This window comes from Pedobacter sp., from assembly GCF_046462515.1.
Taxonomy (GTDB): domain Bacteria; phylum Bacteroidota; class Bacteroidia; order Sphingobacteriales; family Sphingobacteriaceae; genus Pedobacter.
In genome coordinates this window covers 308,192-334,622 of sequence record NZ_JBKGVD010000006.1, presented here as the reverse complement: position 1 = coordinate 334,622, position 26,431 = coordinate 308,192, and the positions used below count along the sequence as shown (strand labels likewise).

The following is a 26,431-nucleotide window of genomic DNA, read 5'->3' as shown; positions in this document are numbered from 1 at the left end:
ATGGATGATGATAAATAATATAGAATATTATACCTAAAATTAACATCACGATTAAACGGATTATATATTAGCTACTTAAAAGAGTAAATTAAAATTAGATTTTAATTTACTCTTTTTTTGTTTTTCTTTATTATCATTGCGTTTTAAAAGAACCATGAAAATTAACCGCCTTATTTACATGTTGGGCATTGTATGCCTATCTGTAACCGCTTACGCTCAAAAAAAAGAATTCAAGTTTGGAAAAATTAATCCTGAAGATTTTAATATAAAACCTAGTGGGCAAGATTCAGCCGCTGCCGCTGTGAAAATTTTTGATGTAGGTGATTGTTATTTTCAATATAATGAAAGAACCGGTTTTAATTTCGTATTTGAAAGACATGTACGTTATAAGATCATTAACAAGAATGCATATGACTTAGCTGATTTTAAAATTTCATTATATAGAAGCAATAACAGTAACAGAGAGGATCTATTGAAAATGGATGCCGCAACCTATAATATGGAAGCTGGCAAAATAGCTGTTACTAAACTTAGCAAGGATTCAAAGTTTACTGAAGAATTCAATAAAAATTACCAAATCAAAAAATATACTTTAGGGAATGTTAAAGAAGGCTCGATCATAGAGTACAAATATGCTATTATCTCTCCTTTCATATTCAACTTAAGAGGATGGACTTTTCAATCGGACATTCCCACCCTCTATTCAGAATACAATGTAAGAATTCCAGAATATTTTGTTTATAAGCCTTCTTATCAAGGTTATTACAAAATCAACCAAACTAAAAATGAAACAGTAAGCGCTAACTACATTATCGGCATTAATTCCAATGCCACTGATACTCAATATATACTGGAGAATATCCCATCTCTAAAAAAGGAACCTTTCATTACTACTATAGATGATTACATGACATCCATTGATTTTGAATTGATGGGGACCCGTTATCCTAATGATACTTACAGAGATCTTACGGGCAATTGGCCTAAAATTATTAAAGGTTTGGTTAGCGAAGAAAATTTTGGCTTATTTGTTAAAAAAAATGCAGCTGCCAAATCTCTTCTTCCTAGTATTATTAAAACAGAAACAGATCCATTGAAAGTTACCACTTTGATCTACAATTATATTAAAAGTAATGTAAAATGGAATGACAGTTATAACTTATATACCAGTGAATCTAATCCAAAAACAGTATTAGAGAAAAGAACTGGCAATTCAGCCGATATCAATTTACTATTGTTAAGCTTTCTTAAGGAAGCTAAAATTGATGCAAACGCTCTTTTAGTTAGCACAAGAAGTAATGGTATGCACCCTGGCTTTCCGCAAATAACAAAATTTAATAGTGTATTGGTACATGTTAAAGGTTTAGAAAAAGATTTGATTTTAGATGCTACCAATAAAGATCATTTTTTAGGTATGGTTTCATTTGAAAACCTCAATCACCAAGGTTTTTCTGTAGATATTAAAACAGAAACCGGAGCTTGGATTAATACAGAACCTGAATTTGGAGATGAGAAAATATACAGTTATGCACTAACCCTTGATAAAGAAAACAAATTAAAGGGAAGTATTTTACAATATTATAAAGGCTATGGAGCACTTTCCAGAAGAAACAGTTATCGTTCAAACGCAAATGAAGCTGAATTTATAAAGAACATCAAAAAAGATAAACAGGGCTTAGAAATAGATAGTTACAAACTCAACAACCTAGATAATTTTGATGAGACCTTAAATGAAGAATTAGTAGTAACCATTGAAGAAAATGTGGAAGAAGCCGGTAATTTAGTTTACTTAAATCCCTTGTTATATGAAAGAACCAAAGAGAATTTCTTTAAACATGAGACCAGAAATTTTCCGGTAGATTTTGCTTATCCTATGAAAGAAAGCATCAGGGCTTTCATTAACTTCCCTGCAGAGTATGACATTGAAAAATTACCACAAGGAGGTGTATTTAAATTACCAGAAAACAAAGGTTCTTTTAGTATAAGTTTTGTAAGTCAAGACAAAACCGTATTGGTTAGAAGTACAATAGAAATCAATAAAACGCTTTTCAGACCAGAGGAATATTTTGATATCAAAGAATTATTTAAGACGATAGTTGAAAAGCAGGCAGAGCAAATTGTATTTAAAAAGAAATCTTAACATGCAAAAATATATTCTTTTTACCTTATTTATAGGCTTAATTTCATTAACAGTACAATCGCAAAATAATTATGATGCGAGTAAAATTCCTGACAATTTAAAACAAGATGCAGTAGCTGTAGTTAGAAACGAAGAACAAATTTATGAGTACAAAACAATAGGATCAGGAACAATTAAATATAAAATTGTGATCACTATTCTTAGCAAAGCTGGTGATACGTATGCAGAATTTGCAGAAGTTTATGATCGTTTTTCTAATATTTATAATTTAAAAGGGATACTTTACGATGCTACAGGCAAAAAAATAAAGGACTACAAATCATCTGATTTTCGTGATAACAGTTTAGTATCTAATTATACTATTTTTCAAGACGACCGTGTTAAGCTATTGAATATCTCAAATACGACTTATCCTTATACAGTTGAATACAGTTATTCACAAGACTTTAATGGAATTTTGATGCTTCCTTCATGGAAATCTTTGAAAGGCTATCACATTGCAACAGAAAAATCAAGCTATGTATTTCAAAAAAATGCGGGGTTAAATGTACGTTTTTTAACAAGCGAAGGTCTGAAAACAGATTCTATTACCACAAACAATAAGACTATCTATTCTTGGGTTGCAGATAATATTCCTGCGACCATTCATGAACCTTTAAGTGTGGGTACAGATCAATTAGCTGCATGGGTTAAAATTGCGCCAAATCAATTTGAATTTGATAGTTTTAAAGGCGATTTAAGTACTTGGAGTAATTTAGGGGCCTGGATTTCAAAACTCAATGAAAATGGAGATATTCTGCCCGCTGCAACAAAAACTATAGTACAAGGTTTAATTAAAGATGCTAAAACAGATCATGAAAAAATGCAAATCCTGTATAATTATTTACAGCAAAACACACGTTATGTAAGCGTTCAATTAGGTATTGGGGGGTTTAAGCCTATCCTTGCAGAAAAAGTAGCCCAAGTAAATTATGGAGATTGCAAAGCATTGTCAAATTATATGAAAGCATTGCTTAAAGAGGCTGGCATTCAATCTAATTTAATTCTGATAGGCAATGGCATGCCCGAACTAAATAAAACGTACTCAAGTATGGGTCAGGCCAATCATATGATTTTGGCTGTACCATCGGCTAAAGATACTACGTTTCTGGAATGCACCAGTCAAAATTACCCAATGGGCTATATTGGCTATAGTAATTCAGATAGAACTGTATTAATGGTTACAGAAAATGGTGGTAAGCTTATCAGAACTCCAAAATATCAAAGTAAAGATAATTACCAATTTAGCAAAACCTCTGTTTTACTTGCTGAAGACGGCACCGCCAATATTTCTACTAAATCAAGCTATGGCAATGCTCAATACGAAGATAACCTATCAAATCTTCTATCTGAACCAACAGAGGTTCGTAAGAGAATTCTGCAAGGTTTAGATTTTGCAGATGCCGAACTTCTACAGGTTAAATTTGAGCAAAATGATAAAAAACTTCCCATAGTTAATGGAGAAATTAGATACATAACTAAACAGTTATTAACCAAGGGCGGAGATAAAATGTTTTTAGTAGTCAATCAAATTAACCGAAAAGAAAGTGTTCCTGAGAAGATTACCAATAGAAAAACCTCTTTTGCCATTCCTTTTGATTACAACGACGAAGACGAAATTACTTATACGTTACCGACAGGCCTAAAAGTTGAGTTTTTGCCAAAAGATGTTAAGTTAGTCTCAGAATTTGGTGAGTATACTGCTTCGTTTATTGCTAATGGAAATACCATTACTTACAAACGTACTCAAACCATGAATTCGAAAACTTATCCTGCTTCTAAATACAATGAGTATGTAGATTTTTACAAAAAGATCTATCAGGCAGATAAGGTAAAAGCTGTACTTAGCAAATAAAGAATAAAGGCTGTTTCACAAAGAAAGATTATTTTTTGAAACAGCCTGATCATAAGATTTATTTTTTACCGATTACTACTTTGATCATCTGATCAGAATTTAGATATTTATTAGCAATATTCATTAATTGAGCCGGTGTAATGGTTTTTACCGTATCAATATATCTGCTATAATAATCATAATCCATACCAGAGAAATAGATATTCTTAAATTTATCGGCATGCGAAAAAGCATTTTCCAAGCTACCCAACATTGAACCTAACATATAATTTCTAACCAGGTCTAATTCTTCTTCGCTAATTGGTTCTGTTTTCAACAACGTGATCTCTTTCTCTATTTCCTTAAGCGCATCAGCACATACATCCGCCCCTACTTCGGTAGCAATAAAGAAATAACCAGCCTGTTTTAATGAAGCCACGGCAGAACCTATGCCATAAGTATAACCCTTATCTTCTCTTATATTAGCCATTAACCTTGAGCCAAAATAACCACCTAATACGCAATTAAGCACTTGTAACGATGGGAAGTCAGGATGTTTCCTATCTATAGCCAAATTTCCCATTCTAATGGCCGATTGCAAAGCGTCTGGTTTTTCAACATATATTTCCTGACCGTCCTGTGCTACAAACGACAACTTATTTTTCTCAAAAGGTCCTTCATTTTTCCATGACTTTCCAAAAATCTGATCCAGCACCTCAAAATCCTTATTCACGAATTTACCAGAAACAATAATCACACAGTTTTTAGGTTGATAAGCACTTTGGTAATGCGTCAATAACTCTTCTCTTTTTAACTCATCATAATCAGCCATTTCAACATTTATGCCGTAAGGTGTATTGCCAAAAATTGCATGAGCAAAAGTTTTACGACCTAAGAAATCATTTTTCTGAAGATTAACTTGTAAACGCTGCTTTTGGTTCTGCTTATAAATGTCCAGTTCTTCCTGAGGGAAAATACTGTTGTTCAAGATATCATAAACCACAGGCAAAACAGCGTTAAGGTGTTTTGTAAGCGTAAACAAGGTTACATTGGTATAATCTGAAGAGAAGTCTGTTTGCAGAAAAGCACCATAATAATCTATTTTATCTGCAATTTCCTTAGCACTTAAACTGGCTGTACCCGAATTAATCAGGCCATTTACAGCCATAGCCAATAAAGGTTTGCTTGCATCCCAGTTTACATTCTCGAATATAAACTCAATGCGTACCAAATCTTGTTCACCTATATTTAAAATAAAAACATCAATACCATTGGCCAATTGCTGTTTTACGGGAGGTATAAATTTAATATTGTTAACCTGCCTAAATGCAGGTGCCTGTGTTCTGTTAAGCATTTGCCAAGTAATATAATGTTGACGATTTTTCTTTTTTAAAAGTTTCGCGGGCTGCTTCTTGTATCTCTGCAGCAGTAATTTTTAAGTACTTATCAATTTCAGTATTTAAGTTTGCTGCATCGCCCAATAATTCATAGTAAGCTAAATTCATTGCTTTATCCAGTAAATTCATTTCAGAGAATACCATAATTGACTCAGATTTGTTTTTAACCTTGGTCAGTTCATTTTCAGTTACCGGTTCAGTGGTTAATTTTTCAAGTTCTTTCCAAATGGCATTTTCAGCTTCTTCCATTTTAACCTCTTTAACCAGTTTTCCTTCAACAATAAACAAGCCCTGATCTATACTGGCAGTGATATAAGCATTAATATCGCTAAATAACTTCTGTTCTTTTAGCAAACTATTAAATAAACGCGATGATTGTCCTTGAGATAAAATATCAGACATCAGATCATAAATCTGATAAGACTTATCTAAACGTGCCGGCATCTTAAAGGCGATGTATATCGCGTTTAAAGGTACATTTGCTTCAACCGTTAATTTTCTCATTTCGGTCTGTACAGGTTCTTTTGGTAAATTTCTGTGGTATTTCTCCCCTGCTGGTATATCACCAAACCATTTTTCGGCCAATTGTTTAACTTCTTCTGTTTTCACGTTTCCGCCTACTACCATAATTGCATTTTGTGGGTTGTAATGCTTTTTAAAGAAAGCTTTAACATCTTCCATTTTTGCATTTTCGATCTGTGCGAGATCTTGTCCAATGGTAGCCCATCTGTACGGATGCTCCTGATAAGCCAAAGGCCTTAACTTTAACCATACATCACCATACGGCTGGTTCAAATAACGCTGTTTAAACTCTTCACAAACCACATTCCGTTGTGTTTCTAAACTTTTTTCAGAAAAAGCAAGGCTCAACATCCGGTCACTTTCCAACCAGAAAGCAGTTTCTATATTTACTGCCGGTAAGGTAATATAATAATTGGTGATATCGTTACTGGTAAAAGCATTGTTCTCTCCTCCTACCCTTTGCAAAGGCTCATCATAACTTGGTATGTTAACAGAACCTCCAAACATCAAATGTTCAAACAAATGTGCAAATCCGGTCCTTCCTTCTTCCTCATCTCTAGCCCCCACATCATATAAAATATTTAAAACAGCCATAGGTGTAGTATCATCTTCGTGCACCAGAACTTTCAGCCCATTGGCCAGTATAAAACGATTGAAATGTATCATATAAATCTTTAGATGGGTAAAGATAATCGTTTAGCTTTAAAATAAGGGCACATCAGCAATCGGGTTTTTATCTTCATGTATTAAAATTACACCCCGCTAACGCGAATACCACTAAACGTTCTGTGCTTTTTCTTTATCTTTGTTTTCATGAATACAAGCGATTTACTGACCAGAGCATTAAATTTCGATTTCTTAACTCAGGAAGAGGGTGTTTTTTTATACCATAACGCTTCAACAGCCGAGCTGGCTTTTGTAGCTAATGAGCTTAGAAAAATCCAGGTACCAAGTGGTAAAGTAACCTGGCAAATCGATAGGAATGTAAATACCACCAACGTTTGTATTGCCAATTGCAAATTCTGTAACTTTTTTCGTAGACCTGGACATGAAGAAAGCTATATTACCGATATTGAAACCTATAAAGTAAAGATAGAGGAAACCTTTAAATACGGTGGAGATCAGTTACTGCTACAAGGTGGTCACCACCCTGATCTAGGATTAGAATTTTATACAACGCTGTTTAAACAACTTAAAGAGCTCTATCCGGACTTAAAGCTACATGCTTTAGGGCCTCCAGAAATAGCACACATTGCTAAATTAGAAGATATTTCCCACACCGAAGTACTTAAAGCGTTACAAGAAGCGGGTTTAGATAGTTTACCGGGTGCCGGTGCAGAAATTTTAAATGATCGTGTTCGCCGTTTAATCTCTAAAGGCAAATGTGGCGGACAGGAATGGCTGGATGTAATGCGTGCAGCTCACCAGTTAGATATCACCACTTCTGCCACCATGATGTTCGGACATATTGAAACTATTGAAGAACGTTTTGAGCATTTGGTATGGATACGAGAAGTACAAAGCGAGAAACCTGAAAATGCAAATGGTTTTCTTGCATTTATTCCTTGGCCTTTTCAAGATGATGGTACCTTACTTAAACGCTTACGAGGAATCAGTAATAATGTTACCGGCGATGAATATGTAAGAATGATTGCACTAAGCAGAATTATGCTTCCTAATGTTAAAAATATACAAGCTAGTTGGTTAACTGTAGGTAAAACCGTGGCGCAACTTTGCTTACATGCTGGAGCCAATGATTTTGGTTCAATCATGATCGAAGAAAACGTAGTATCGGCAGCAGGAGCTCCGCATCGTTTTACAGCCAAAGGCATCCAAACGGCAATAAGAGAAGCTGGGTTTGAGCCCCAGTTACGTGGACAGAAATATAATTACCGAGATCTGCCCGAACACATGGAAGAACAGGTTATTACCTATTAAAACAGTATTATGAAAAAGCTATCGACACGAAATATAGTCTTAATTTTAGTTTTTTTATGCTTAAGTTCAATTACGTATGCCCAAGATGGGTGGTTTAAACAAAAAATCAACAATAAGATTACTGTCAGCTTCCCAACTGAACCAAAAAAATTAAATGAAACTAGCTATGCCTTAAATCAAGATAATATAATTTATGCTGCCTATTTTGTTGATTTACTAAAAGTAACCTCTCTGTCGCTGGAGACATTTAACAAAAGCATAATTTCACAAGAATATGCAGATGAATTTCTAAAAGGCTTAGCTCCTTCTTTTCCAAAATATGTTTTCGAAAAACCAAAAATTTACAACTTTCAAAACTGCACCTCTTATGCAATTTACGGTAAAAACTCTGCAGACAAATTAACAATTCAAATGAATATTGTATTTGTTGATGGCATAGCTTATACAGCAGGTTGTATTTTACCTGACAATAAAGAGTCTAAGCTAAAAGATCTTTTTTTGGCTAATATTAATATATCGAAATAAGTATTTTTTAAATATAATTTGTTAGCTCTTTAGGCAAAAACATCAATAATTTTCTTTAAGCCCTATTTTTTTGATAAATTAACCGAAAAAACATTTGTGTTAAAAGCTATTATTGTTGACGACGAAGAGTTTGCCCGTTCATCACTGTACTTTTTGCTACAGGAGAATTGTCCGGATATCCATATTTCGGGTATTGCAAAATCTGTAAAAGAAGCACGTACCTTACTTGCAACGCACGCCGTAGATCTTATCTTTTTGGATATAGCCATGCCAGGTGAAAATGGTTTTGAATTGATACCTGATGTACAACAGAGTAACGCTACTGTTATTTTCACCACTGCTTATGATCAATACGCTTTAAAAGCTATTAAAGCCAATGCTATAGATTATCTACTTAAACCCATCGATATTGATGACCTTAAAGATGCCGTAAACAAAGCCTCTAAACACCACAAATTAAACCAGCTGGATAAGCAAAGCCGTACCGAAAGTTTAAAAAATCTTGAGCATGATCTGAATAATCAACAAAACATCAATAAGATCACATTACCAGCCAGTCAGGGTTATCGTGTAATAGAACTTGATGATATTTTACATATAGAAGCCGATAGCAATTATTCAGTCTTTAATCTTGTAAATAAAGAAAAAATAACCGTTTCTAAGGTTTTAAAAGATTTTGAAGAAATCTTACCCGAGAACCGTTTTCTACGTATTCATAAATCAAGCATTGTTAACCTCACGCATGTTAAAGAATATTACAATAAAAACGGATTAACGGTGGCCTTACAAAATGGAGAGACTATAGCTGTTTCAAGGCGGAGAGCAGGTGATTTCTATGAAAAAATAAAATCATATACCATTAAGAATAGTGACAAATAGAAAGTTTACATACTATTTACTTTGGTTGATTTTAGCGGTTTTACCTTTAAGCACGTTAAAAGCACAGAAAATTTATTTTCCCCACTATACCACTAAGCAGGGTTTGCCCAGCAACAACTGCTTTTTTTCTATACAAGATAAGAAAGGTTATTTATGGATAGCTACCGATGCGGGTGTAAGCCGTTTCGATGGTACTGTTTTCGAGAATTTTACAGTTAATAATGGCCTTCCAGACAACCAGATCTTACAGTTAAGAGAAGATAGCAAAGGCCGTATCTGGTTTTTGTCGTTAAATGGGCAGCTCAGTTATTTCTATAATGGTAAAATTTATAATCAGGATAACAATTCACAACTTAAGGAACTGAATTTCAATACCGTTATAGTTTCTTTTTTTGAAGACAGCAAAGGTCGCATTTGGTTTGGTACAAATACCAATTTAATTGGATTATGGGATGGCAAATCTTTATCCAGGCTAAGTGCCTTATCTCAGTACAATAAATTTCAAAATGCTTTTATATATGAAGATAAAAACGGAAATATCTGGGCTTACAATGAAAATTCAACATTTTTATATACCAGAGGAAATTTTCTGTTAGTTGGCGATCATATCTTTCCTCAATCTTACAAAACGGTACAATACCATAATCACCATACTTTTTTGGTAGATAACACAGGACTAAATCTTAAAGAAGGACCTAATAACACGCTTCTTTTCACCGTACCTAAAGAACTTACCACAAGCAAGTTAGGCTATATTTTTTATGATGGAAATGAACTTTGGTTAAGCAATAATCATGGAGCCTATAAGGTAAATCAGCAAGGCAATACAGAACATTTTTTAGACAACGAAGATGTAAACCAAATTCTAAAAGACAAAACAGGAAATGTATGGTTCATTACTAAGAATGGCATTTATAAAATGCCCAATAAAAATGAGCAGCTGTTTATTTTAGATAAAGAACATGGTTTAACTGAAAATAACTTAAAAAGTATTTATAAAGACAATCGCAACAGGTTATGGCTTGGTACAGGGAATGCACAGATTAACATTTTAAACCTTGATAATAAGAAGATTGAGAATTTTAGTATACCTGAAAAAGATAAATTCAATGCTATAAAGCAGCTAAATCTTAATAAACAGGAGAACAAAATGTATTTTGCCTCCGATTATGGTTTGGGTAGCATAAATGTAAATTACCCTGCTTCAAAAAATATCAGTTATTTAAGAGAAAAAGAAAACCTATTTTTTGTTGTTAAGAACTTCACGTTTAATGAATTTAATAATTTAAGCATTGCACTTTCATCAGGTGTATTTACTTTAAATGATAATAATCTTAGTTTCTCCACTCAAAAATCAGATTTTCAGAAAAGCCTTAAAGGCAGGGCCTACAGGGTTTTTTATGATCATAATAATAATCTATGGTTCTCTAATATCAATGGTTTAAATGAAGTCAGGAACAAGTCTGTTTATCCCCATTACCAAAATCATCCGCTCTTAAAAAAACGCATTAACGATATACAACAATTACCAGATCAAACCCTGGTTCTTGCTACCGATGGTTATGGAATCCTGTACTATAAAAACAATAAAATTCTTAACCAGATTACTACGGTTAATGGTTTAAGTAATAATATTGTAAACCGATTGTTTGTAAAAAACAATGCCATATGGGCCATCAGCAACACTGGTATTAACCGTATTACTTTACATAATAATGTACCTGGTATTACTTCTTTTGATTATTTGAATGAAGTTCTCTCTGACGATCTGAACGATTTGTATATCGATACAGATACCGCCTATTTTGCTACAAAGAACGGCCTCCTGTATTTCGCATATAAACAGAGTATTCAAAACAATCCTGCTCCGCAGGTATATATCTCTTCTGTAAGCAAAAACCATCAGGATTTGGACTTAGGTATACCTAACTCTATTTTGCAACCTGATGAGCAAAATATAACCATTAATTACAGTGCTATAGATTTCAAAAATCGCAATATTATTTACAGATATCGTTTAAAAGCCGATGCTACATGGATAGAAACCAAAAGCAGAAGATTAGACCTTACCTCTTTAGAGCCTGGATCTTATGTTTTTGAAGTTTGTGCTAAAAGTCAGGATAGCGAATGGAGTAAGGCCTCTGCCTTTAGCTTCACTTTAAAAAAGTATTTTTACCAGACCTGGTGGTTTATCTGTATTATTATTGTTTTAGCAGCATGTTTACTTTATCTCATTGCTTCAGATATTACCAAACGCAAGAAAAATAAAGAACAGGAACAACTCTTGTTAAGAAATAAAGTACTCATGCTTGAACAGAAAGCTTTACAAGCTATGATGAACCCGCATTTTGTATTTAATGTAATGAACTCCATACAGCATTACATCAATACAAAAAATACTTCTTCGGCCAATAAGGTCTTAACCGGTTTTGCCAAACTTATCCGTAAAAATCTTGAAATCTGTACCAAAAGTTATATCAATTTAGAAGAAGAAATTGAATACCTAAACCTCTATCTGAGCTTAGAGAAATACCGTTTCGGCAATAAATTTAATTACCACATCATCATTAACGATGAAATTGATAAAGATGAGACTTATATCCCTTCAATGCTGTTACAGCCTTTTATTGAAAACGCCATATGGCACGGTATAATGCCAAAAGAAGAAGGTGGTACGGTTACGATAGAAATTGGTTTACTTGAAAAAGAAAGCGATTGTTTACTGATCAAAATTATAGATGATGGCATTGGCATTGAAAATTCACTCAAGAATAAACAAAAAAGTCATCAGAGCAAAGGCATGAGCCTTACTCTTGAACGCATCAACTTACTTAATAAGATTGAAGCAAAATCTATACGTTTTAAGGTACAACAGAACGGAAATTGGGGCACTACAGTTACAATTAACATCCCAATGAACTAAAACTTTACCGTTAACTCAAAAAAACCTACCATTTACTAAATAAGAAACCCAAAGCCCTGAGTTTTGTATTAAACTTGTTTTAGAAAAATAAACAAATCCATTAGTGATATTGTTGAATATACGTTCTTAAAGGATTGGTAAGATATTTTTTAACCTAACCTAAAATTATATCTCAATTCAGGTTTCATTTGTGTGTTAAAAGCGTCCCGATTAAACAATCAGGACGCTTTTTTATTTTAGCTATATTACTGTGTAACAATACACTAAATTGATTTCCTTTTTTCCTAACTTCGTGCTAACATGCCAGAATTATATGTAGATAGTCTTTATCATTATTTTAAAGGCCAAAATGTGCTTAACGGCGTACATCTGCAATGCAGCACTGGCGATATAAAAGGAATACTGGGCAGAAATGGTTGCGGAAAATCAACCTTGCTAAAATGTATGTTTGGAAGCATCAAAGCAAATCATATTTACCTTAAATTAAATGGAAAGATCATTAAAAAACCTGCATATCTTACGCAACAGTTAGCCTACCTGCCCCAACATCCTTTCTTACCACAGCAATTAAAATTAGAAACCATTATCAATTTGCTGTGCAACAGGTACAAAAAAGAACTTCTAAGTATTAAACTTATACAACATTATCTCAAAAGTAAGATTACTACTTTGTCAGGTGGTACGGTACGTTTAGTTGAAGCAATTCTTACTATTTACAGCGATGCAGCCTTTGTTCTTTTAGACGAACCCTTCTCTCAATTGTCGCCAGTTATGATACAGGAAATCAAAAAACATATTTTATTGCTGAAGCAGCAGAAAGCATTTGTGATTACTGATCATTATTACCGTGATATTATAGATATTTCTACTGAAATCATTCTGCTTAAAAACGGGTCTAATTATACCATTAACAGTATGGAAGATTTAAGTTTACATAACTATATACCTTATCATTAAGCACATATAGAAAAAGATAATTCTTCTCCAATTTTAAAATCTTCTTTTTTATTTCCGGCTATAAAATATTCTACATGAAAACCCGTTTTTAATGACATTAAATACCCTTTTAAAAATTTGAAAAAAAATTTCACAGAAGCGGTTTTTATTATAATTTTGGCACCCGTAAACGAAACAGGAAAAGAACTTTCTACTTTAGAAAAGATTTTCTTAATTTTAACTAAGCATACAACTTTCGAATATTTTAACTATTTTTTTGTGTTATGAAAACGCCTAAAAAATCTATTCCGAACAAACCTACAAGTAAGCCTAAATCAAAAGAGGACTTAGACGACGATTTTGATGATGATGTGACTGCGGACAAAAGTTATGACGATGAAGACGAAGACGACTTTGACATGCCGCTTGATGATTTAGATACCTTCGAAAGTTTTGATGACGACGATGATGATTATTAATCTAAAATCAGCATAAAATAAAAAGCATCCCTTTCAGGATGCTTTTTATTTTATTAACTTTTGCCATTCTAAAGTTTAAAACCGGAGTAAATGAGAATTACTGAAGTAAAAGACAGATCAGCACAGCAACGTTTCTTAAATATAGTTGAAGAGTTGTACAAAAACGACCCAAACTATATAAGACCTTTAGATCAGGATATAGAAAAGGTTTTTGATCAACATGCCAATCCTTTTTTTAAACATGGCGAATGCACCAGATGGATATTGGAAGACGGACAAGGAAACACCATTGGTCGTATAGCTGCATTTATAAACCAGAAAAAAGCGCATCTTTATGAAAAAACCACAGGTGGCATAGGATTTTTTGAAAGCATAAATCAACAAGATACTGCCAATATGCTCTTTGATACAGCGAAAACATGGTTAAAAGAAAGAAACATTGAGGTAATGGAAGGACCTGTAAATTTTGGTGAGAATGATTCTTTCTGGGGTTTGCTCGTAGAGGGTTTTACACCTGCTTCATATGGCATGAACTACCATCTGCCCTACTACCATAACCTGTTTACTAATTATGGATTTAAAACAGCTTATGAGCAATTAACCAATATCATTGATATTAAAATACCTTTTCCTGAACGTTTTACTAAAATTGCGCAATGGGTTGCATCCAAACCGGCTTACAGCTTTGAACATTTCAAAAAATCAAATGCCAGTAAATACATTTCTGATTTAATGGAGATTTATAATGATGGCTGGAAAGATTTTGAAAACTTCGTTCCTATAAAAAGGGAAACTCTGGAAGAGAGTTTTAAGCAGATGGAAGTGATCATGGACGAGAAATTGATCTGGTTTGCTTATGCAGATGGGGAGCCGGCTTCTTTTGTTGTAATTATTCCGGATGCCAACCAGATGATCAAAGGTTTTAATGGCAAATTAGGCCTGTTGCAGAAGTTAAAATTCGCGTACAGACGCTGGAAAGGCATTAACCGTATGCGTGCCATTGTAATGGGTACTAAACAGGCTTATCAGAAACATGGTCTGGAATCAGCATTATTTATTAAGCTTAAAGAATATGTGATACCCAAAAATCAGTATGATGAGCTGGAGCTTTCATGGGTAGGTGATTTTAACGAAAAAATGCTGGCTATACATGAAGCAACAGGAGCCAGGTTTGGCAAAAAGCATTTAACCTTAAGGGTAGATATTTAAAAGAAGCTGTTCAACTATTTTAATTTGTCATTATGAAATCGTTTCTTGATTTTCATCCCTATTAAATATAGAATGACACATAATAGTTGAACAGCCTTTTTTGCTTACATGTTGATTGTTATTCCTAAAAGCTTGTAGAATTCTTTTAAGATAGCGGGATGTCCAGGCCATGCAGGCGAAGTCACTAAATTACCATCAACTACAGCCTGATCTGCAGGGATATTTTTCCATGTACCTCCGGCCAGTTTAATATCAGGCCCCACTGCAACATAGGCAGTCAATGTTCTTCCTTTTAAAACTTCTGCTGCAGTTAAAACCTGTATGCCATGGCAAATCGCTGCCACTGGTTTATTTTCATTAAAGAAATGACGGGTGTATTCCAATACTTTCTCATTTAAGCGGATATATTCTGGGGCTCTGCCTCCGCAAACATATAGACCATCATAATCTGCAAGATTTACTTCATCAAAGCTCTTGTTCAACATGAAATTATGGCCTCGAAGCTCACAATAAGTCTGATTGCCTACAAAATCATGAACGGCCGTTGGTACTGTCTCTCCTGCTTTCTTATCCGGACAAACTACATCAACACTTAAACCCACTGATAATAAAGCCTGAAAAGGAACCATCACTTCATAGTCTTCTACAAAGTCGCCGGCTAACATTAAAATTCTCTTACTCATAATAATTAATTTTTAGCTAAGTAAATTTAAGGCTTTAATGAGTGAGAATTGTTAAATCAATGTTAATTAAATACCCAGTTTTTCATATAAAGAAATTACTTTTTGCTGTAGTTTCATTACTTCTTTATCCTTATCAATCAGTTTATTTTTCAACTGAGATAGTTCTTCTATCAAGTCTTGAGAAGCCCCGCTTACAATATCCTTAGATATTATAGAAACAACAGACACCTTGAAATATTTAGCAATCTGCACTAAACGTGAGATATTAAGATCTGTTAATCCAGATTCGATCTTTGAAAGTGCCGCAACCGAAATACCTAAAGCTTTTGCAACTTCTGTCTGGCCTTTACCTGCCTCTAAACGCAGTTGCCTAATGTTTTTGCCAATCTCTTTGACTAAAGGTGTTTGCGGCATTTTAATTATGATTTGATTTCGGCAGCAAGCTTTGGCAAATCCATCCCCGCATAGTTTCCTGAACTCATCAGTAAAAGATTTTTGTTACGAAAATCAAAGTTTCTTAAATAAGTTTCTACTTTCACCGGATCATTAAAGAACATAATAGATTTGTCATTAAATGCTGTTTGGATTTCATCTTCTGTTAAAGGCTCCATTCTTTTGATCAAAAATGTTTTGTCATCTATATAAACAATAGCTACATCTGCATCTTTCATGGCATCTTTATATTCCTTTAAAAAGTTCTTATTTAAACTACTAAAAGTATGCAATTCTATCATAGCCACAAGTTGTCTATCTGGAAATTGAGCTTTTACAGCCTGTATAGTTGCTTTCAGTTTTGAGGGCGAATGCGCAAAGTCTTTATAAACATTGGTGTGATTTACAGCATTTAACAATTCCAAGCGTTTAGCGGCACCTGTAAAGGTTGAGATTGCAGCATCAAATTCAGTTTCACTAATACCTAATTCCTTGCAAGCCATACGTGCGGCATTGAGGTTCATCAGATTGTGATCACCAAATACCTTTAAAGGTGTATGCTCAGGTAAAAGATAGGTAATTCCGCTTTTTACTTCATGTAGGGGAATTTGGTAAGGTATTTTAACAATATCTGCAGCAGAAGCCTCAACGGTTTGTTTCAGCACTTCATCGGTTTCGCAATAAATTACTTTTCCTTTAGGCTCAATGGTTGTTAAAAAATTGGCAAACTGCTCAACATAATTCTCAAAAGTTGGAAAAACATTGATATGATCCCAGGCTATACCACTTAAGATCGCAATATTAGCCTTATATAGATGGAATTTAGGTCGTCTGTCTATAGGAGAAGCAAGGTACTCGTCTCCTTCTATGATGATAACCGGAGCGCTATCGGTAATCTTTACCATGGTATCGAAACCAGCAAGCTGCGCACCTACCAAATAATCAAAATCTTTCTGATAATAATTGAGTACGTGCAAAATCATTGAAGTAATGGTAGTTTTACCATGGCTACCTCCTATTACCACACGGGTTTTATTTTTCGATTGTTCATATATGTATTCGGGATAAGAGTAGATCTTTAATCCCAGAGCCTGTGCTTTAAGTAATTCAGGATTATCAATACGGGCATGCATACCTAAAATTACAGCATCAATATCAGCAGTAATATTTTCTTCATGCCAGCCCATTTCCATAGGTAATAGGCCATATTTAGCCAATCTGCTGTTTGAAGGTTCAAAGATTACATCATCTGAACCCGTAACCAAAAAACCTTTTTTATATAGGGCAATAGCTAAATTATGCATAGCTGCTCCGCCTATGGCTATAAAATGAACTCTCATTATTATCTCTTTTTAAACAGAAAATTAAACCTTAATTAGCTTTAACAAATTGGGCTGCTACCCAATTGTTTAAGTTCTTATGATCAACATAGGCAAGTCCTAACTTTTCGGCTGCTTGTTTGATCATATCCAGGTCTGTTTCTTCGTAAAAACCACTAAAGAATATTAAACCATTTTTTGCCAGTACATTTACATAGGCATCCATTTGGTCTAATAAAATATTTCTGTTGATATTGGCCAAAATAATATCGTATATGTGTTGAGGAATAACTTCTTTACTTCCGCAAAGCGAAGTTAAATTGGTTACCTCATTTAACGCTGCGTTTTCAATGGCGCTTTGATAGCAAACATCGTCATAGTCTATGGCAGTAATATGTTTAGCTCCTCTTTTTGCAGCTAAAATTCCCAGAATCCCTGTTCCCGCTCCCATATCTAGAACATCCTTATCTGTAAAATCGGTTTCCAGTATATATTGCATCATCATGGTTGTGGTTTGATGATGACCCGTACCAAAAGCCATTTTAGGATCTACCACAATCTCATATTTGTAATGGGGCTGTGCCTCATGAAAAGTTGCACGTACATAACATTCATCTGTTATGATCAAAGGGCTAAAGTTTTTTTCCCATTCTTCATTCCAGTTCTGCGAAACTACTTGTTCAATCTGATAAGTAGTCTGAATCTCATTCTCGCTGATTACTTCAGCTAATTGCTCTTCTTTAAAGAGATCATCTGCAATAAAAGCATCAAAACCTGATGAAGTATCTTCAAAGCTATCAAATCCTATATCAGCTAAATCGGCCATAAGCAAATCTTTCTGATACTCCTCTATATCCTTAAACGTAAAACTAACTTTAGTATAATTCATTAGGCATTAAATGTTTTAACAATATCTACAAAATCACGAGATTTTAATGATGCACCCCCAATCAAACCTCCATCGATATCCTTTTGCGCAAAAAGCTCTGCCGCATTTTTAGGGTTACAGCTTCCTCCATATAAAATAGAGGTATCATCTGCAATATTGAAGCCGTATTTCACGTCTACTTTATTTCTGATAAAAGCATGGATATCTTGAGCCTGCTCTGGGGTTGCCGTTAAGCCCGTTCCGATTGCCCAAACAGGTTCATAAGCTAAAACAACATGAGCAAACTGCTCTGGCGAAAGATGGAACAAACCTTCTTCGAGTTGTTTTTCTATAACGTGAAAATAACTACCATTTTCTCGTTCATCTAAAGTTTCTCCTATACAAAATATAGGCTTAAGTTGATGTTTAAGTGCTATATTGGTTTTTTCTGCTAAAACTGCATTGCTTTCTGCAAAGTATTGGCGACGTTCTGAATGTCCGATAATGACATATTCAGCCCCGGTTGAGCTGATCATTTTTGCAGAGATTTCACCGGTATAAGCACCACTCTCGCTCTGATGACAGTTTTGTGCGCCAATTTTTACCACACCTGATGAAAGTTGTGCCAAGCTGTTTATATGTATAAATGGTGCGCATATTACAGCAACCTGATCGCCTTTTCGCTCGTCTCTTACCATATTTATAATCTCTGAAAATAGCGATACCCCTTCCTGGTAATCTAAATTCATTTTCCAGTTACCTGCAACAATATTCTTTCTCATAATTTAAAAACGTCTGTACGGTTGTGTACTATCAAAAATGTGTATTAATATATTTATTTCTGTTTCGTCTAAAACAACATTTCTTCTTTCAAATACCAGTTTGGCTGTTTCGAGCATTTTGTGAATAGTATAAATATCAAAACCATGCGCTCCGCCCCATGCAAAATCAGGGATAAAATTACGCGGAAAACCCGGCCCGAAAACATTAGCGCTAACACCCACTACAGTACCGGTATTAAACATGGTATTGATGGCACATTTAGCATGATCAGCCATAATTAAACCGCAAAACTGCAAGCCTGTTTTCCTGAAACTTTCCGCTGTATAATCCCATAAACGAACTTCAGCATAATTATTTTTCAAATTAGAGTTATTGCTGTCTGCGCCAATGTTACACCACTGACCTAAAACCGCATTACCCAGGTAACCATCATGCCCTTTAGAAGAATATCCCCAAATTACAGCATTGTTAATCTCACCGCCCACACGGCTAAAAGGTCCTATAGTTGTTTTTCCATAAATTTTAGCTCCCATTTTCACTTGCGAATCATTACATAAAGCAAATGAGCCTCTAATATGACAACCTTCCCACACTTCGCTGTTTTTACCTAAATAAACAGGTCCCTGTAAAGTATTAAAGGTAGAACACTCTGCAACAGCTCCTTCTTCTGCGAAAAACTGTTCGCCAAGAATTGTATTTGTGCCACTTATAGCAACAGAAGTTCTGCCCCGGGCAAGCAGATTAAAATCATTTACCAGCTCCTTATCATTAAAGCCAAATATATGCTCAGGATATTCTATTTTAAGAAAGTTATTTTCTACGGTTACAGGTGTCAGTTTTTCTTTAACCAATTGGTAGGCAATATTTTCCTTACATTTATAAGCAATAACACATAGATTGTGTGAGAGATATTCGCCCTCTTTAAGATTGGAAATTTTATCTAAGAGATAACTGTTTGGACAAACCGATCCATTGATAAAAAGCTCAGCCTCTATTGATGGGTATTTGATACTTAGATAAGACTGGGTACAATAGCCGTAAGAGCTGGCATTAAGATGTTTAGACCATTTTTCGGCAATGGTCAAAATACCTACCCTTAGGTCGGCAACCGGCCGCGTAAAAGTAAGAGGCCTTAACCGTTCCCAAGATTGATCATCAAAAAAATTGATTTTCATAGGTTACAAAAATAAAAAAAGTCTCGAGAGTATATATACCCGAGACTTTAAATATCTATCAATTAACAGCTGACTATTTTTTTGCGTAACGATTTTTGAATTTATCAATACGTCCGGCTGTGTCAACCAATTTCATTTTACCAGTGTAAAAAGGGTGAGAAGTATGAGAAATCTCTAATTTATATAATGGATATTCATTTCCATCTTCCCATTTAATTGTTTCTTTAGTTTCTACGCAAGATTTAGTTAAAAAAGCATAGTCATTAGACATATCTTTAAAAACAACAAATCTGTAGCTTGATGGATGCAAATCTTTTTTCATTTTAATTCTGTGTTTAATATTTATTTGTTGAAACCCCAAAAACATTAAATTGCAATTTGCTGGCAATAATATTGATGATCAGTTTCTAATTAGCAATTTGTTTTTCCTCTATCTTCTTTTTAGAGGTTGCAAATATCTTAATTATTTTTTTTAGAAACAAGTGTACAAAGAATAATTTTTGATTAAAAGTTCGTTTTATCTATACCAAAACAGAAATTGTAAAGCTAATTCATAAAATCGACTATCTTTGCCATACTAACCAATTTTATTTAAAGCAAAAGTAATTTAAAACTATGAAAGATGTAGTAATTGTTTCAGCTACCCGCACACCTATTGGTAGCTTTGGTGGTTCTCTTTCCGCATTTTCGGCTACCCAATTGGGTGCCATTGTCATAAAATCAGCTATAGAAAAAGCAGGTATCAAGCCAGCGGATGTACAGGAAGTTTATATGGGAAATGTGTTATCTGCAAATTTAGGACAGGCTCCTGCTACACAAGCTGTTAGATTTGCCGGCCTTCCTGATATTCCGGCTACTACCATTAATAAAGTTTGCGCATCGGGCACTAAAGCCATCATGTTAGCTGCACAAGCTATTGCCCTTGGCGATAAAGATATTATTGTTGCAGGCGGCATGGAAAGTATGAGCAATGTTCCTTATTATTTAGATAAAGCCCGCAATGGTTACCGTTTAGGTCATGGACAGATTACAGACGGCCTGATAAAAGACGGCTTGTGGGATGTTTATAACGATTACCATATGGGCTCTGCTGCTGAACTTTGTGCAGAAACCTGTCATTTTAGCCGCGAAGAACAGGATAACTATGCGATACAATCTTACCAAAGAGCACAAAAAGCACAGCAGGAAGGTAAGTTCACGAGCGAAATCACACCTGTTGAGCTTAAAAATAAAAAAGGAGAAACAACCTTATTTGAAAGCGATGAAGAGCCTGCAGCTGTTAAATTTGACAAGATTCCCGGTTTAAAGCCTGTATTTAAAAAAGATGGCACAGTTACCGCTGCAAACGCATCGTCTTTAAATGACGGAGCTGCTGCATTAGTATTAATGAGCGCAGATAAAGCAAAAGAATTAGGCTTAAAACCACTGGCTAAAATTTTAGCGTACGCAGATGCGCAGCAAGCACCAGAATGGTTCACTACCGCCCCTGCCAAAGCCATTCCATTAGCTCTACATAAAGCAAATATTGATATTAAAAATGTAGATTATTTCGAGATTAATGAAGCTTTCTCTGTGGTATCCTTAGCGAACAACAAAGAATTAAATTTAAGCAGTGATAACGTAAACATCAATGGCGGTGCGGTAGCAATTGGTCATCCCCTTGGCGCATCGGGTGCTCGTATTGTGGTTACTCTTCTAGCTGTTCTTCAACAAAACAACGGAAAAATTGGTGTTGCCGGCATCTGTAACGGTGGTGGTGGTGCAAGTGCAATAGTGATAGAAAATCTGCGTTAAGGAATTTACGCTAATAACTATGCTTAAGAACTTTGCAAGAATTTTATATTTAACCGGGTTAATCTTGGTTTGGGGCTCTTTTGTAAAGGCTCAAAATCAGCTTACACCGGCCAATCTGGCCTTACTAAATAAACTGCAGATCAGCTTGGCAGATATCAGCGATTCTACCTTTAACATCGAAAGTGATGAAGGAAAAATTGCCCAAAATACACATTTTGTGAAAGAATTGGTGAAGGCCTTAAAAACGCCTCATTCTTATGCTTTTAATTTCGATTCTTTAAAAAACATTAGCATCTTAAAAGCGCCAAACAATTCTTTTAAAATTTTTACCTGGTCTTTAGCGCTCAGCAACGGAACTTATAAATTTTACGGGACTATTCAATTGCCTACCAAAGATGGGCAATTGAAGCTTGTTCCGCTAAACGATGCCACATCACAGATTTCTGATCCCGACGCTGTTACAAACGCCAAAAACTGGTACGGCGCACGCTACTATGAGATTATACCTGTAAGTAGCTACAATAACCAGCCTTCTTATTTTATTTTGCTGGGGTGGAAAGGATATACTGATAAAACCACTCAAAAAGTAATTGAGGTATTAACCTTAGATAAAGATGAAGCTATTTTTGGCAAAAAAATATTCGAAACCGCAGTTAACAGTAATACGCTTAAGAACCGGGTTATTTTTGAATACAGCAGCAAAAATAGCATGACACTTACTTATAACCGGTCTGTAAGCATGATTGTTTTTGATCATCTGGCTCCTTATGAACCTTCTATGAAAGACCAGTTTGAATATTATGTATCCGACTCAAGTTTTGATGGCTATACAATCAATTACAACCGTTTCAAACTCAAAGAAAACATTGCATTAAAGAACGATCCCTCTGTACAGGATGAACATTATAAACCGCCTGTTAAAGCTACTACTCTTCTAAAAAAAGCTAATTAAATAGCTATAAATAACAAAACTCTCATTACATTCAACTATATTGCGAGCTTTACCTTTTTAACACACATAAACTAAATTTATATCTGATTAAAAATTATGCAAGTTACTACTGCAGAAAATAACAATGATCTTTTTAAAGACAAAGTTATAGGTCACCCTGCGGGGCTTTTTGTGCTATTTTTTACCGAAATGTGGGAACGTTTCTCCTACTACGGAATGCGGGCACTATTGGTTCTTTTCTTAACCTCTTCTATAACGGGTATGAATCCGGGCTGGGGCTGGCCCAGAGAAACCGCTTTGGCTATTTATGGTTCATATACCTCATTAGCTTACCTTACACCTATTTTGGGTGGTTATATTGCCGATAAAATCATCGGTTACAGAGCTGCCGTTATTGTTGGCGCCTCATTAATGACCTTAGGCCACCTTTCTATGGCTATGGAGTTCGATCCTATTTTTATGTACCTGGGATTAGGCCTTTTGGTATTGGGTAATGGTTTCTTTAAACCCAACATGACCTCTATCCTTTCTCATATGTATAAAAAACATCCTGAGAAAAAAGATGGCGCTTATACCATTTTCTATATGGGTGTAAATTCAGGTGCTTTCTTAGGTATGCTTTTATGTGGTTATATAGGCGAAAGTCCTGATTGGGGCTGGAGCTATGGCTTTGGTTTGGCAGGTATATTTATGTTTATAGGTATGCTTCAATTCTATTTCACTAGAAATATTTTTGGTAATATAGGGGTTAAACCCGAGAAAAATGAAGAAGTAGTTGAAGAAAATGAATCGCCGGAAGAAGCCAAAAGAAATCCATTCTCAAAATTTGATATTTCTATCATTGCAATCATTTCTGTCGTAGGGCTTTTATGGACTATCAACGACCCTCTTTCAAAAATTACATCGGTTAACTTTTTCAATTTTGAAGTTGCTGGGTTAACAGGCAGTAATTTTGCCATTTTAGCAGCATTGGTACTTTTTGTATTCATCCTGATCAAGAGAATTAGCCAATACACACCTGTATTACGCGATAAGATGATTGCGGTAATCATACTGGCATTTATTACTATTTTCTTTTGGGCATCTTTTGAGCAGGCGGGTGGGTCCATGACTATTTTTGCTAAAGATTATACGGCCAGAGTTTTAGAAGGTAACCAAAAATTATTGTTCAACATTGCCAATACTTTAATCACAGTAACTCCGCTCTTAATTATTTCATTTGTACTGATTAAATTATTCTCTAAGACATTTAAGCGTTTTGCTTTAGGAAATATCATTTTAGCCACCGGATTTCTAATTATATGGGGCCTTGTAATTTATATGTTAAGCGCTCAGTATAAAGATGTTAAAGCAGAAGTTCCAGCCACTTGGTTTGGGGTATTGAACTCTTTATTCATTATATCATTGGCTCCGCTTGTATCCAAATTATGGGAGAGCAAATATTCTCCTTTTGCCACTATAAAGAACGGTATCGGAATGATCCTATTGGGTATAGGTTTTGCTGCTTTAGCTTATGGTTCGCTTTCTATTCCATCGGGTGCAAAAACGGCTTCTGTAAGTATGATATGGCTGATTTTAGCTTATCTTTTCCATACTTTGGGCGAATTGTTCATCTCTCCTGTAGGCCTATCTTATGTAAGTAAACTTGTACCAGGACGTATGATTGCCATCATGTTTGGTATATGGTATCTAGCTATTGCCATTGGAAATAAAATTGCAGGAAAAATGGGTGGAATGATTGATGAGATTACAGCACAGTATTCTATGAAAACCTTCTTCCTGATCTTTACACTGGTACCATTTGCATTGGGTATATTTATTATGTTGCTTACACCGGTGCTAAAAAAATTAATGCACGGTGTAAGGTAACACCAGCTTATAAAGCCTTTGATAATTCAAAGGCTTTTTTTATTTTCAAAACGTTAACAAATATTCAACTAAACTAAAAATAAACGTGTCAGATAATTTAAATCAACAAGATCAGGAATTAGATCTTTATTTAGAGCGGTCGGGTATTGAGCAAGCTAAGCTTATTCAGCACCCTGTAGGCCTTTTTGTATTGTTTTTTACCGAAATGTGGGAACGCTTTAGTTACTATGGCATGCGTGCTTTGCTCACACTGTTTTTGGTAAGCGAAATCAGCAAAGGCGGTTGGGGCTGGACACGTCCTGAGGCACTCAACCTGTATTCTTGGTACACTGGTCTTGTTTACCTCACCCCTATTTTAGGGGGGTATATTGCCGATAGGCTTACTGGTTATCGCAAAGCAATTATCTTAGGCGCATTAATCATGACTTTGGGTCATGCTTCTATGGCATTAGAAGGTATTAATTCTAACTTTTTCTATTTAGGCCTGTTTTTAATGATTACCGGTAATGGTTTGTTCAAACCGAATATTTCTTCAATGGTCGGACAATTATATCCTGCTTCTGGCGAAAAAAAGAAAGATGCTGCCTACACCATTTTTTATATGGGCATTAACTCAGGTGCGTTTTTAGGTATTTTAATGTGCGGATATGTAGGTGAAAAAATTGGCTGGCACTGGGGCTTTGGTTTAGCTGGTATTTTTATGTTCTTTGGTATGCTGCAATTCTATTTTGGACAAAAAATCTTTGGTAAAATAGGCATCAATGTAATAAAGAACAACAACAAAGAAACCGCTATTGATGGCAATCTACCAAGTAAGGTAGTGAACCAACGCATGTGGGTAATTGGGGTACTTTCTATTTTTACCATCTTTTTTTGGATGGTATTTGAACAGGCCGGAGGTTCTATGACTATCTTTGCCAAAGATTACACCTTGCGCAACCTTACAGGTTCTACCGCAACCCTGTTTAAATGGTCTGATTCGTTACTAACCATATTCCCGCTTATAGCCGTTACAGTAGTTTTACTGGGCTTAGGCAAGAAAATATTCAGCAAATACCCTGCTACCATTATTTTTACTGGCTTAAGCTTTCTCATTATATGGATCTTGGCCATCTGGAAAATACAGAAAGAGTTTAATGCCGTAAATACAGAAGTTCCTGCTTCATGGTTTGGTATACTGAACTCGTTCTTTATTGTTGCACTTGCGCCTGTTTTTTCTAAATTATGGGAAACTAAAATCAATCCAAGCGGCCCTATTAAATTTGCTTTCGGTTTAATTTTTGTTGGTCTGGGTTTTGCCGGGCTAGCTTATGGTGGTATGAACATCCCTAAAGGTGCCACCACTGCCGAGGTAAGTATGTTCTGGCTGATATTCGCTTATTTATTCCATACCATTGGAGAACTTTGTGTATCTCCTGTAGGTTTATCTTATGTAAGTAAACTGGCTCCTGCTAAATTTGTAGGCCTGATGTTCGGCTTCTGGTTTACCTGTACGGCAATTGGTAACTGGCTGGCCGGTAAAACCGGTGGTTTGATAGATTACATCAGTTCTACGTATTCTATTTCGATTTTCTTCTTGATCTTCACGTTTATTCCTGTGGTAGCGGGATTGATACTTTTCTTGCTTAACCCTTTATTGCGTAAATGGATGCATGGCATACATTAATAGATTTTAACATCATTTAACTAAAAGCCTCGAATATTTGTTTGGGGCTTTTAGTTTTTAATAACTAAT

General features: G+C 35.0%; 22 protein-coding genes. 13 read left to right on the top strand and 9 right to left on the bottom strand.

The window, feature by feature from the left end:
- Positions 1 to 154 precede the first annotated feature (154 nt).
- Positions 155 to 2,140, top strand: coding sequence for a DUF3858 domain-containing protein (locus ACLHG9_RS07235; protein ID WP_410220828.1), 1,986 nt, complete (start codon positions 155 to 157; stop codon positions 2,138 to 2,140).
- A 1-nt stretch (position 2,141) separates the two neighbouring features.
- The gene (locus ACLHG9_RS07230) at positions 2,142 to 4,034 is read left to right on the top strand and encodes a DUF3857 domain-containing protein (RefSeq protein ID WP_410220827.1); all 1,893 of its coding nucleotides are present in this window, start codon (positions 2,142 to 2,144) and stop codon (positions 4,032 to 4,034) included.
- Between the two features lie 58 nt (positions 4,035 to 4,092).
- On the opposite strand, the gene ACLHG9_RS07225 is transcribed toward ACLHG9_RS07230, so the two are convergent.
- Both ACLHG9_RS07225 and ACLHG9_RS07220 read right to left on the bottom strand, forming a co-directional pair.
- A complete protein-coding gene (locus ACLHG9_RS07225) occupies positions 4,093 to 5,367 on the bottom strand; it encodes a M16 family metallopeptidase (protein ID WP_410220826.1) in 1,275 nt (424 codons plus the stop codon).
- A complete protein-coding gene (locus tag ACLHG9_RS07220) occupies positions 5,360 to 6,598 on the bottom strand; it encodes a M16 family metallopeptidase (RefSeq protein ID WP_410220825.1) in 1,239 nt (412 codons plus the stop codon). The genes ACLHG9_RS07225 and ACLHG9_RS07220 overlap by 8 nt, the downstream gene beginning before the upstream one ends.
- Before the next feature lie 147 nt (positions 6,599 to 6,745).
- On the opposite strand from ACLHG9_RS07220, the gene mqnC reads away from it, so the two are divergent.
- From mqnC to ACLHG9_RS07185, 7 genes are all read left to right on the top strand, one after another.
- Complete coding sequence (gene mqnC / locus ACLHG9_RS07215) at positions 6,746 to 7,870, top strand: cyclic dehypoxanthinyl futalosine synthase (RefSeq protein ID WP_410220824.1); 1,125 nt, start codon at positions 6,746 to 6,748, stop codon at positions 7,868 to 7,870.
- A 9-nt stretch (positions 7,871 to 7,879) separates the two neighbouring features.
- On the top strand, positions 7,880 to 8,395 hold the full coding sequence (locus ACLHG9_RS07210; RefSeq protein ID WP_410220823.1) for a hypothetical protein: 516 nt from the start codon (positions 7,880 to 7,882) through the stop codon (positions 8,393 to 8,395).
- Positions 8,396 to 8,491: 96 nt separating this feature from the next.
- Positions 8,492 to 9,274 carry a LytR/AlgR family response regulator transcription factor gene (locus ACLHG9_RS07205; RefSeq protein ID WP_410220822.1) on the top strand — a complete coding sequence of 261 codons (783 nt, stop codon included), beginning with the start codon at positions 8,492 to 8,494 and terminating at the stop codon, positions 9,272 to 9,274.
- Positions 9,264 to 12,197 carry a two-component regulator propeller domain-containing protein gene (locus ACLHG9_RS07200; RefSeq protein WP_410220821.1) on the top strand — a complete coding sequence of 978 codons (2,934 nt, stop codon included), beginning with the start codon at positions 9,264 to 9,266 and terminating at the stop codon, positions 12,195 to 12,197. The genes ACLHG9_RS07205 and ACLHG9_RS07200 overlap by 11 nt, the downstream gene beginning before the upstream one ends.
- Positions 12,198 to 12,497: 300 nt before the next feature.
- Positions 12,498 to 13,154, top strand: a complete 657-nt coding sequence (locus tag ACLHG9_RS07195; protein WP_410220820.1) for an ATP-binding cassette domain-containing protein — start codon at positions 12,498 to 12,500, stop codon at positions 13,152 to 13,154.
- 263 nt (positions 13,155 to 13,417) lie between these two features.
- The gene (locus tag ACLHG9_RS07190; RefSeq protein WP_410220819.1) at positions 13,418 to 13,612 is read left to right on the top strand and encodes a hypothetical protein; all 195 of its coding nucleotides are present in this window, start codon (positions 13,418 to 13,420) and stop codon (positions 13,610 to 13,612) included.
- A gap of 90 nt (positions 13,613 to 13,702) precedes the next feature.
- Positions 13,703 to 14,821, top strand: a complete 1,119-nt coding sequence (locus ACLHG9_RS07185; RefSeq protein ID WP_410220818.1) for a GNAT family N-acetyltransferase — start codon at positions 13,703 to 13,705, stop codon at positions 14,819 to 14,821.
- Between the two features lie 104 nt (positions 14,822 to 14,925).
- Here ACLHG9_RS07185 and ACLHG9_RS07180 read toward each other — a convergent pair whose 3' ends face one another.
- The 7 genes from ACLHG9_RS07180 to ACLHG9_RS07150 all read right to left on the bottom strand — a co-directional run bounded on the left by ACLHG9_RS07180 (position 14,926) and on the right by ACLHG9_RS07150 (position 20,403).
- Positions 14,926 to 15,504 carry a DJ-1/PfpI family protein gene (locus ACLHG9_RS07180; RefSeq protein ID WP_410220817.1) on the bottom strand — a complete coding sequence of 193 codons (579 nt, stop codon included), beginning with the start codon at positions 15,502 to 15,504 and terminating at the stop codon, positions 14,926 to 14,928.
- 66 nt (positions 15,505 to 15,570) lie between these two features.
- Positions 15,571 to 15,918 (bottom strand): helix-turn-helix domain-containing protein, encoded by a 348-nt coding sequence (locus ACLHG9_RS07175; protein WP_410220816.1) that lies wholly within the window; start codon positions 15,916 to 15,918, stop codon positions 15,571 to 15,573.
- 5 nt (positions 15,919 to 15,923) lie between these two features.
- Positions 15,924 to 17,276: a UDP-N-acetylmuramate--L-alanine ligase gene (gene murC, locus ACLHG9_RS07170; RefSeq protein ID WP_410220815.1), complete on the bottom strand. Its 1,353-nt coding sequence runs from the start codon at positions 17,274 to 17,276 to the stop codon at positions 15,924 to 15,926.
- Between the two features lie 31 nt (positions 17,277 to 17,307).
- Positions 17,308 to 18,144: a 50S ribosomal protein L11 methyltransferase gene (prmA, locus tag ACLHG9_RS07165; RefSeq protein ID WP_410220814.1), complete on the bottom strand. Its 837-nt coding sequence runs from the start codon at positions 18,142 to 18,144 to the stop codon at positions 17,308 to 17,310.
- A complete protein-coding gene (tpiA, locus tag ACLHG9_RS07160) occupies positions 18,144 to 18,905 on the bottom strand; it encodes a triose-phosphate isomerase (protein WP_410220813.1) in 762 nt (253 codons plus the stop codon). The genes prmA and tpiA overlap by 1 nt, the downstream gene beginning before the upstream one ends.
- A gap of 3 nt (positions 18,906 to 18,908) precedes the next feature.
- Positions 18,909 to 20,081, bottom strand: coding sequence for a putative sugar nucleotidyl transferase (locus ACLHG9_RS07155; RefSeq protein ID WP_410220812.1), 1,173 nt, complete (start codon positions 20,079 to 20,081; stop codon positions 18,909 to 18,911).
- A gap of 73 nt (positions 20,082 to 20,154) precedes the next feature.
- Positions 20,155 to 20,403, bottom strand: coding sequence for a type B 50S ribosomal protein L31 (locus tag ACLHG9_RS07150; RefSeq protein ID WP_138721706.1), 249 nt, complete (start codon positions 20,401 to 20,403; stop codon positions 20,155 to 20,157).
- Positions 20,404 to 20,696: 293 nt separating this feature from the next.
- Between ACLHG9_RS07150 and ACLHG9_RS07145 the strand changes: the two genes are divergently transcribed.
- The 4 genes from ACLHG9_RS07145 (at position 20,697) to ACLHG9_RS07130 (ending at position 26,362) form a co-directional block, all read left to right on the top strand.
- On the top strand, positions 20,697 to 21,875 hold the full coding sequence (locus ACLHG9_RS07145; RefSeq protein ID WP_410220811.1) for an acetyl-CoA C-acyltransferase: 1,179 nt from the start codon (positions 20,697 to 20,699) through the stop codon (positions 21,873 to 21,875).
- Between the two features lie 19 nt (positions 21,876 to 21,894).
- Positions 21,895 to 22,827 carry a hypothetical protein gene (locus tag ACLHG9_RS07140; RefSeq protein ID WP_410220810.1) on the top strand — a complete coding sequence of 311 codons (933 nt, stop codon included), beginning with the start codon at positions 21,895 to 21,897 and terminating at the stop codon, positions 22,825 to 22,827.
- Between the two features lie 96 nt (positions 22,828 to 22,923).
- Positions 22,924 to 24,696, top strand: coding sequence for a peptide MFS transporter (locus tag ACLHG9_RS07135; RefSeq protein WP_410220809.1), 1,773 nt, complete (start codon positions 22,924 to 22,926; stop codon positions 24,694 to 24,696).
- An 85-nt stretch (positions 24,697 to 24,781) separates the two neighbouring features.
- Positions 24,782 to 26,362 (top strand): peptide MFS transporter, encoded by a 1,581-nt coding sequence (locus ACLHG9_RS07130; RefSeq protein ID WP_410220808.1) that lies wholly within the window; start codon positions 24,782 to 24,784, stop codon positions 26,360 to 26,362.
- Positions 26,363 to 26,431: the final 69 nt, after the last annotated feature.

Coding starts and splice junctions, on each gene's coding strand:
- ACLHG9_RS07175 (WP_410220816.1), bottom strand. CDS start 15,918: ATGCCGCAAACACCTTTAGTCAAAGAGATTGGCAAAAACATTAGGCAA.
- ACLHG9_RS07195 (WP_410220820.1), top strand. CDS start 12,498: ATGCCAGAATTATATGTAGATAGTCTTTATCATTATTTTAAAGGCCAA.
- ACLHG9_RS07135 (WP_410220809.1), top strand. CDS start 22,924: ATGCAAGTTACTACTGCAGAAAATAACAATGATCTTTTTAAAGACAAA.
- ACLHG9_RS07180 (WP_410220817.1), bottom strand. CDS start 15,504: ATGAGTAAGAGAATTTTAATGTTAGCCGGCGACTTTGTAGAAGACTAT.
- ACLHG9_RS07185 (WP_410220818.1), top strand. CDS start 13,703: ATGAGAATTACTGAAGTAAAAGACAGATCAGCACAGCAACGTTTCTTA.
- ACLHG9_RS07210 (WP_410220823.1), top strand. CDS start 7,880: ATGAAAAAGCTATCGACACGAAATATAGTCTTAATTTTAGTTTTTTTA.
- prmA (WP_410220814.1), bottom strand. CDS start 18,144: ATGAATTATACTAAAGTTAGTTTTACGTTTAAGGATATAGAGGAGTAT.
- ACLHG9_RS07225 (WP_410220826.1), bottom strand. CDS start 5,367: ATGCTTAACAGAACACAGGCACCTGCATTTAGGCAGGTTAACAATATT.
- ACLHG9_RS07140 (WP_410220810.1), top strand. CDS start 21,895: ATGCTTAAGAACTTTGCAAGAATTTTATATTTAACCGGGTTAATCTTG.
- ACLHG9_RS07230 (WP_410220827.1), top strand. CDS start 2,142: ATGCAAAAATATATTCTTTTTACCTTATTTATAGGCTTAATTTCATTA.
- murC (WP_410220815.1), bottom strand. CDS start 17,276: ATGAGAGTTCATTTTATAGCCATAGGCGGAGCAGCTATGCATAATTTA.
- mqnC (WP_410220824.1), top strand. CDS start 6,746: ATGAATACAAGCGATTTACTGACCAGAGCATTAAATTTCGATTTCTTA.
- ACLHG9_RS07220 (WP_410220825.1), bottom strand. CDS start 6,598: ATGATACATTTCAATCGTTTTATACTGGCCAATGGGCTGAAAGTTCTG.
- tpiA (WP_410220813.1), bottom strand. CDS start 18,905: ATGAGAAAGAATATTGTTGCAGGTAACTGGAAAATGAATTTAGATTAC.
- ACLHG9_RS07190 (WP_410220819.1), top strand. CDS start 13,418: ATGAAAACGCCTAAAAAATCTATTCCGAACAAACCTACAAGTAAGCCT.
- ACLHG9_RS07150 (WP_138721706.1), bottom strand. CDS start 20,403: ATGAAAAAAGATTTGCATCCATCAAGCTACAGATTTGTTGTTTTTAAA.
- ACLHG9_RS07155 (WP_410220812.1), bottom strand. CDS start 20,081: ATGAAAATCAATTTTTTTGATGATCAATCTTGGGAACGGTTAAGGCCT.
- ACLHG9_RS07145 (WP_410220811.1), top strand. CDS start 20,697: ATGAAAGATGTAGTAATTGTTTCAGCTACCCGCACACCTATTGGTAGC.
- ACLHG9_RS07235 (WP_410220828.1), top strand. CDS start 155: ATGAAAATTAACCGCCTTATTTACATGTTGGGCATTGTATGCCTATCT.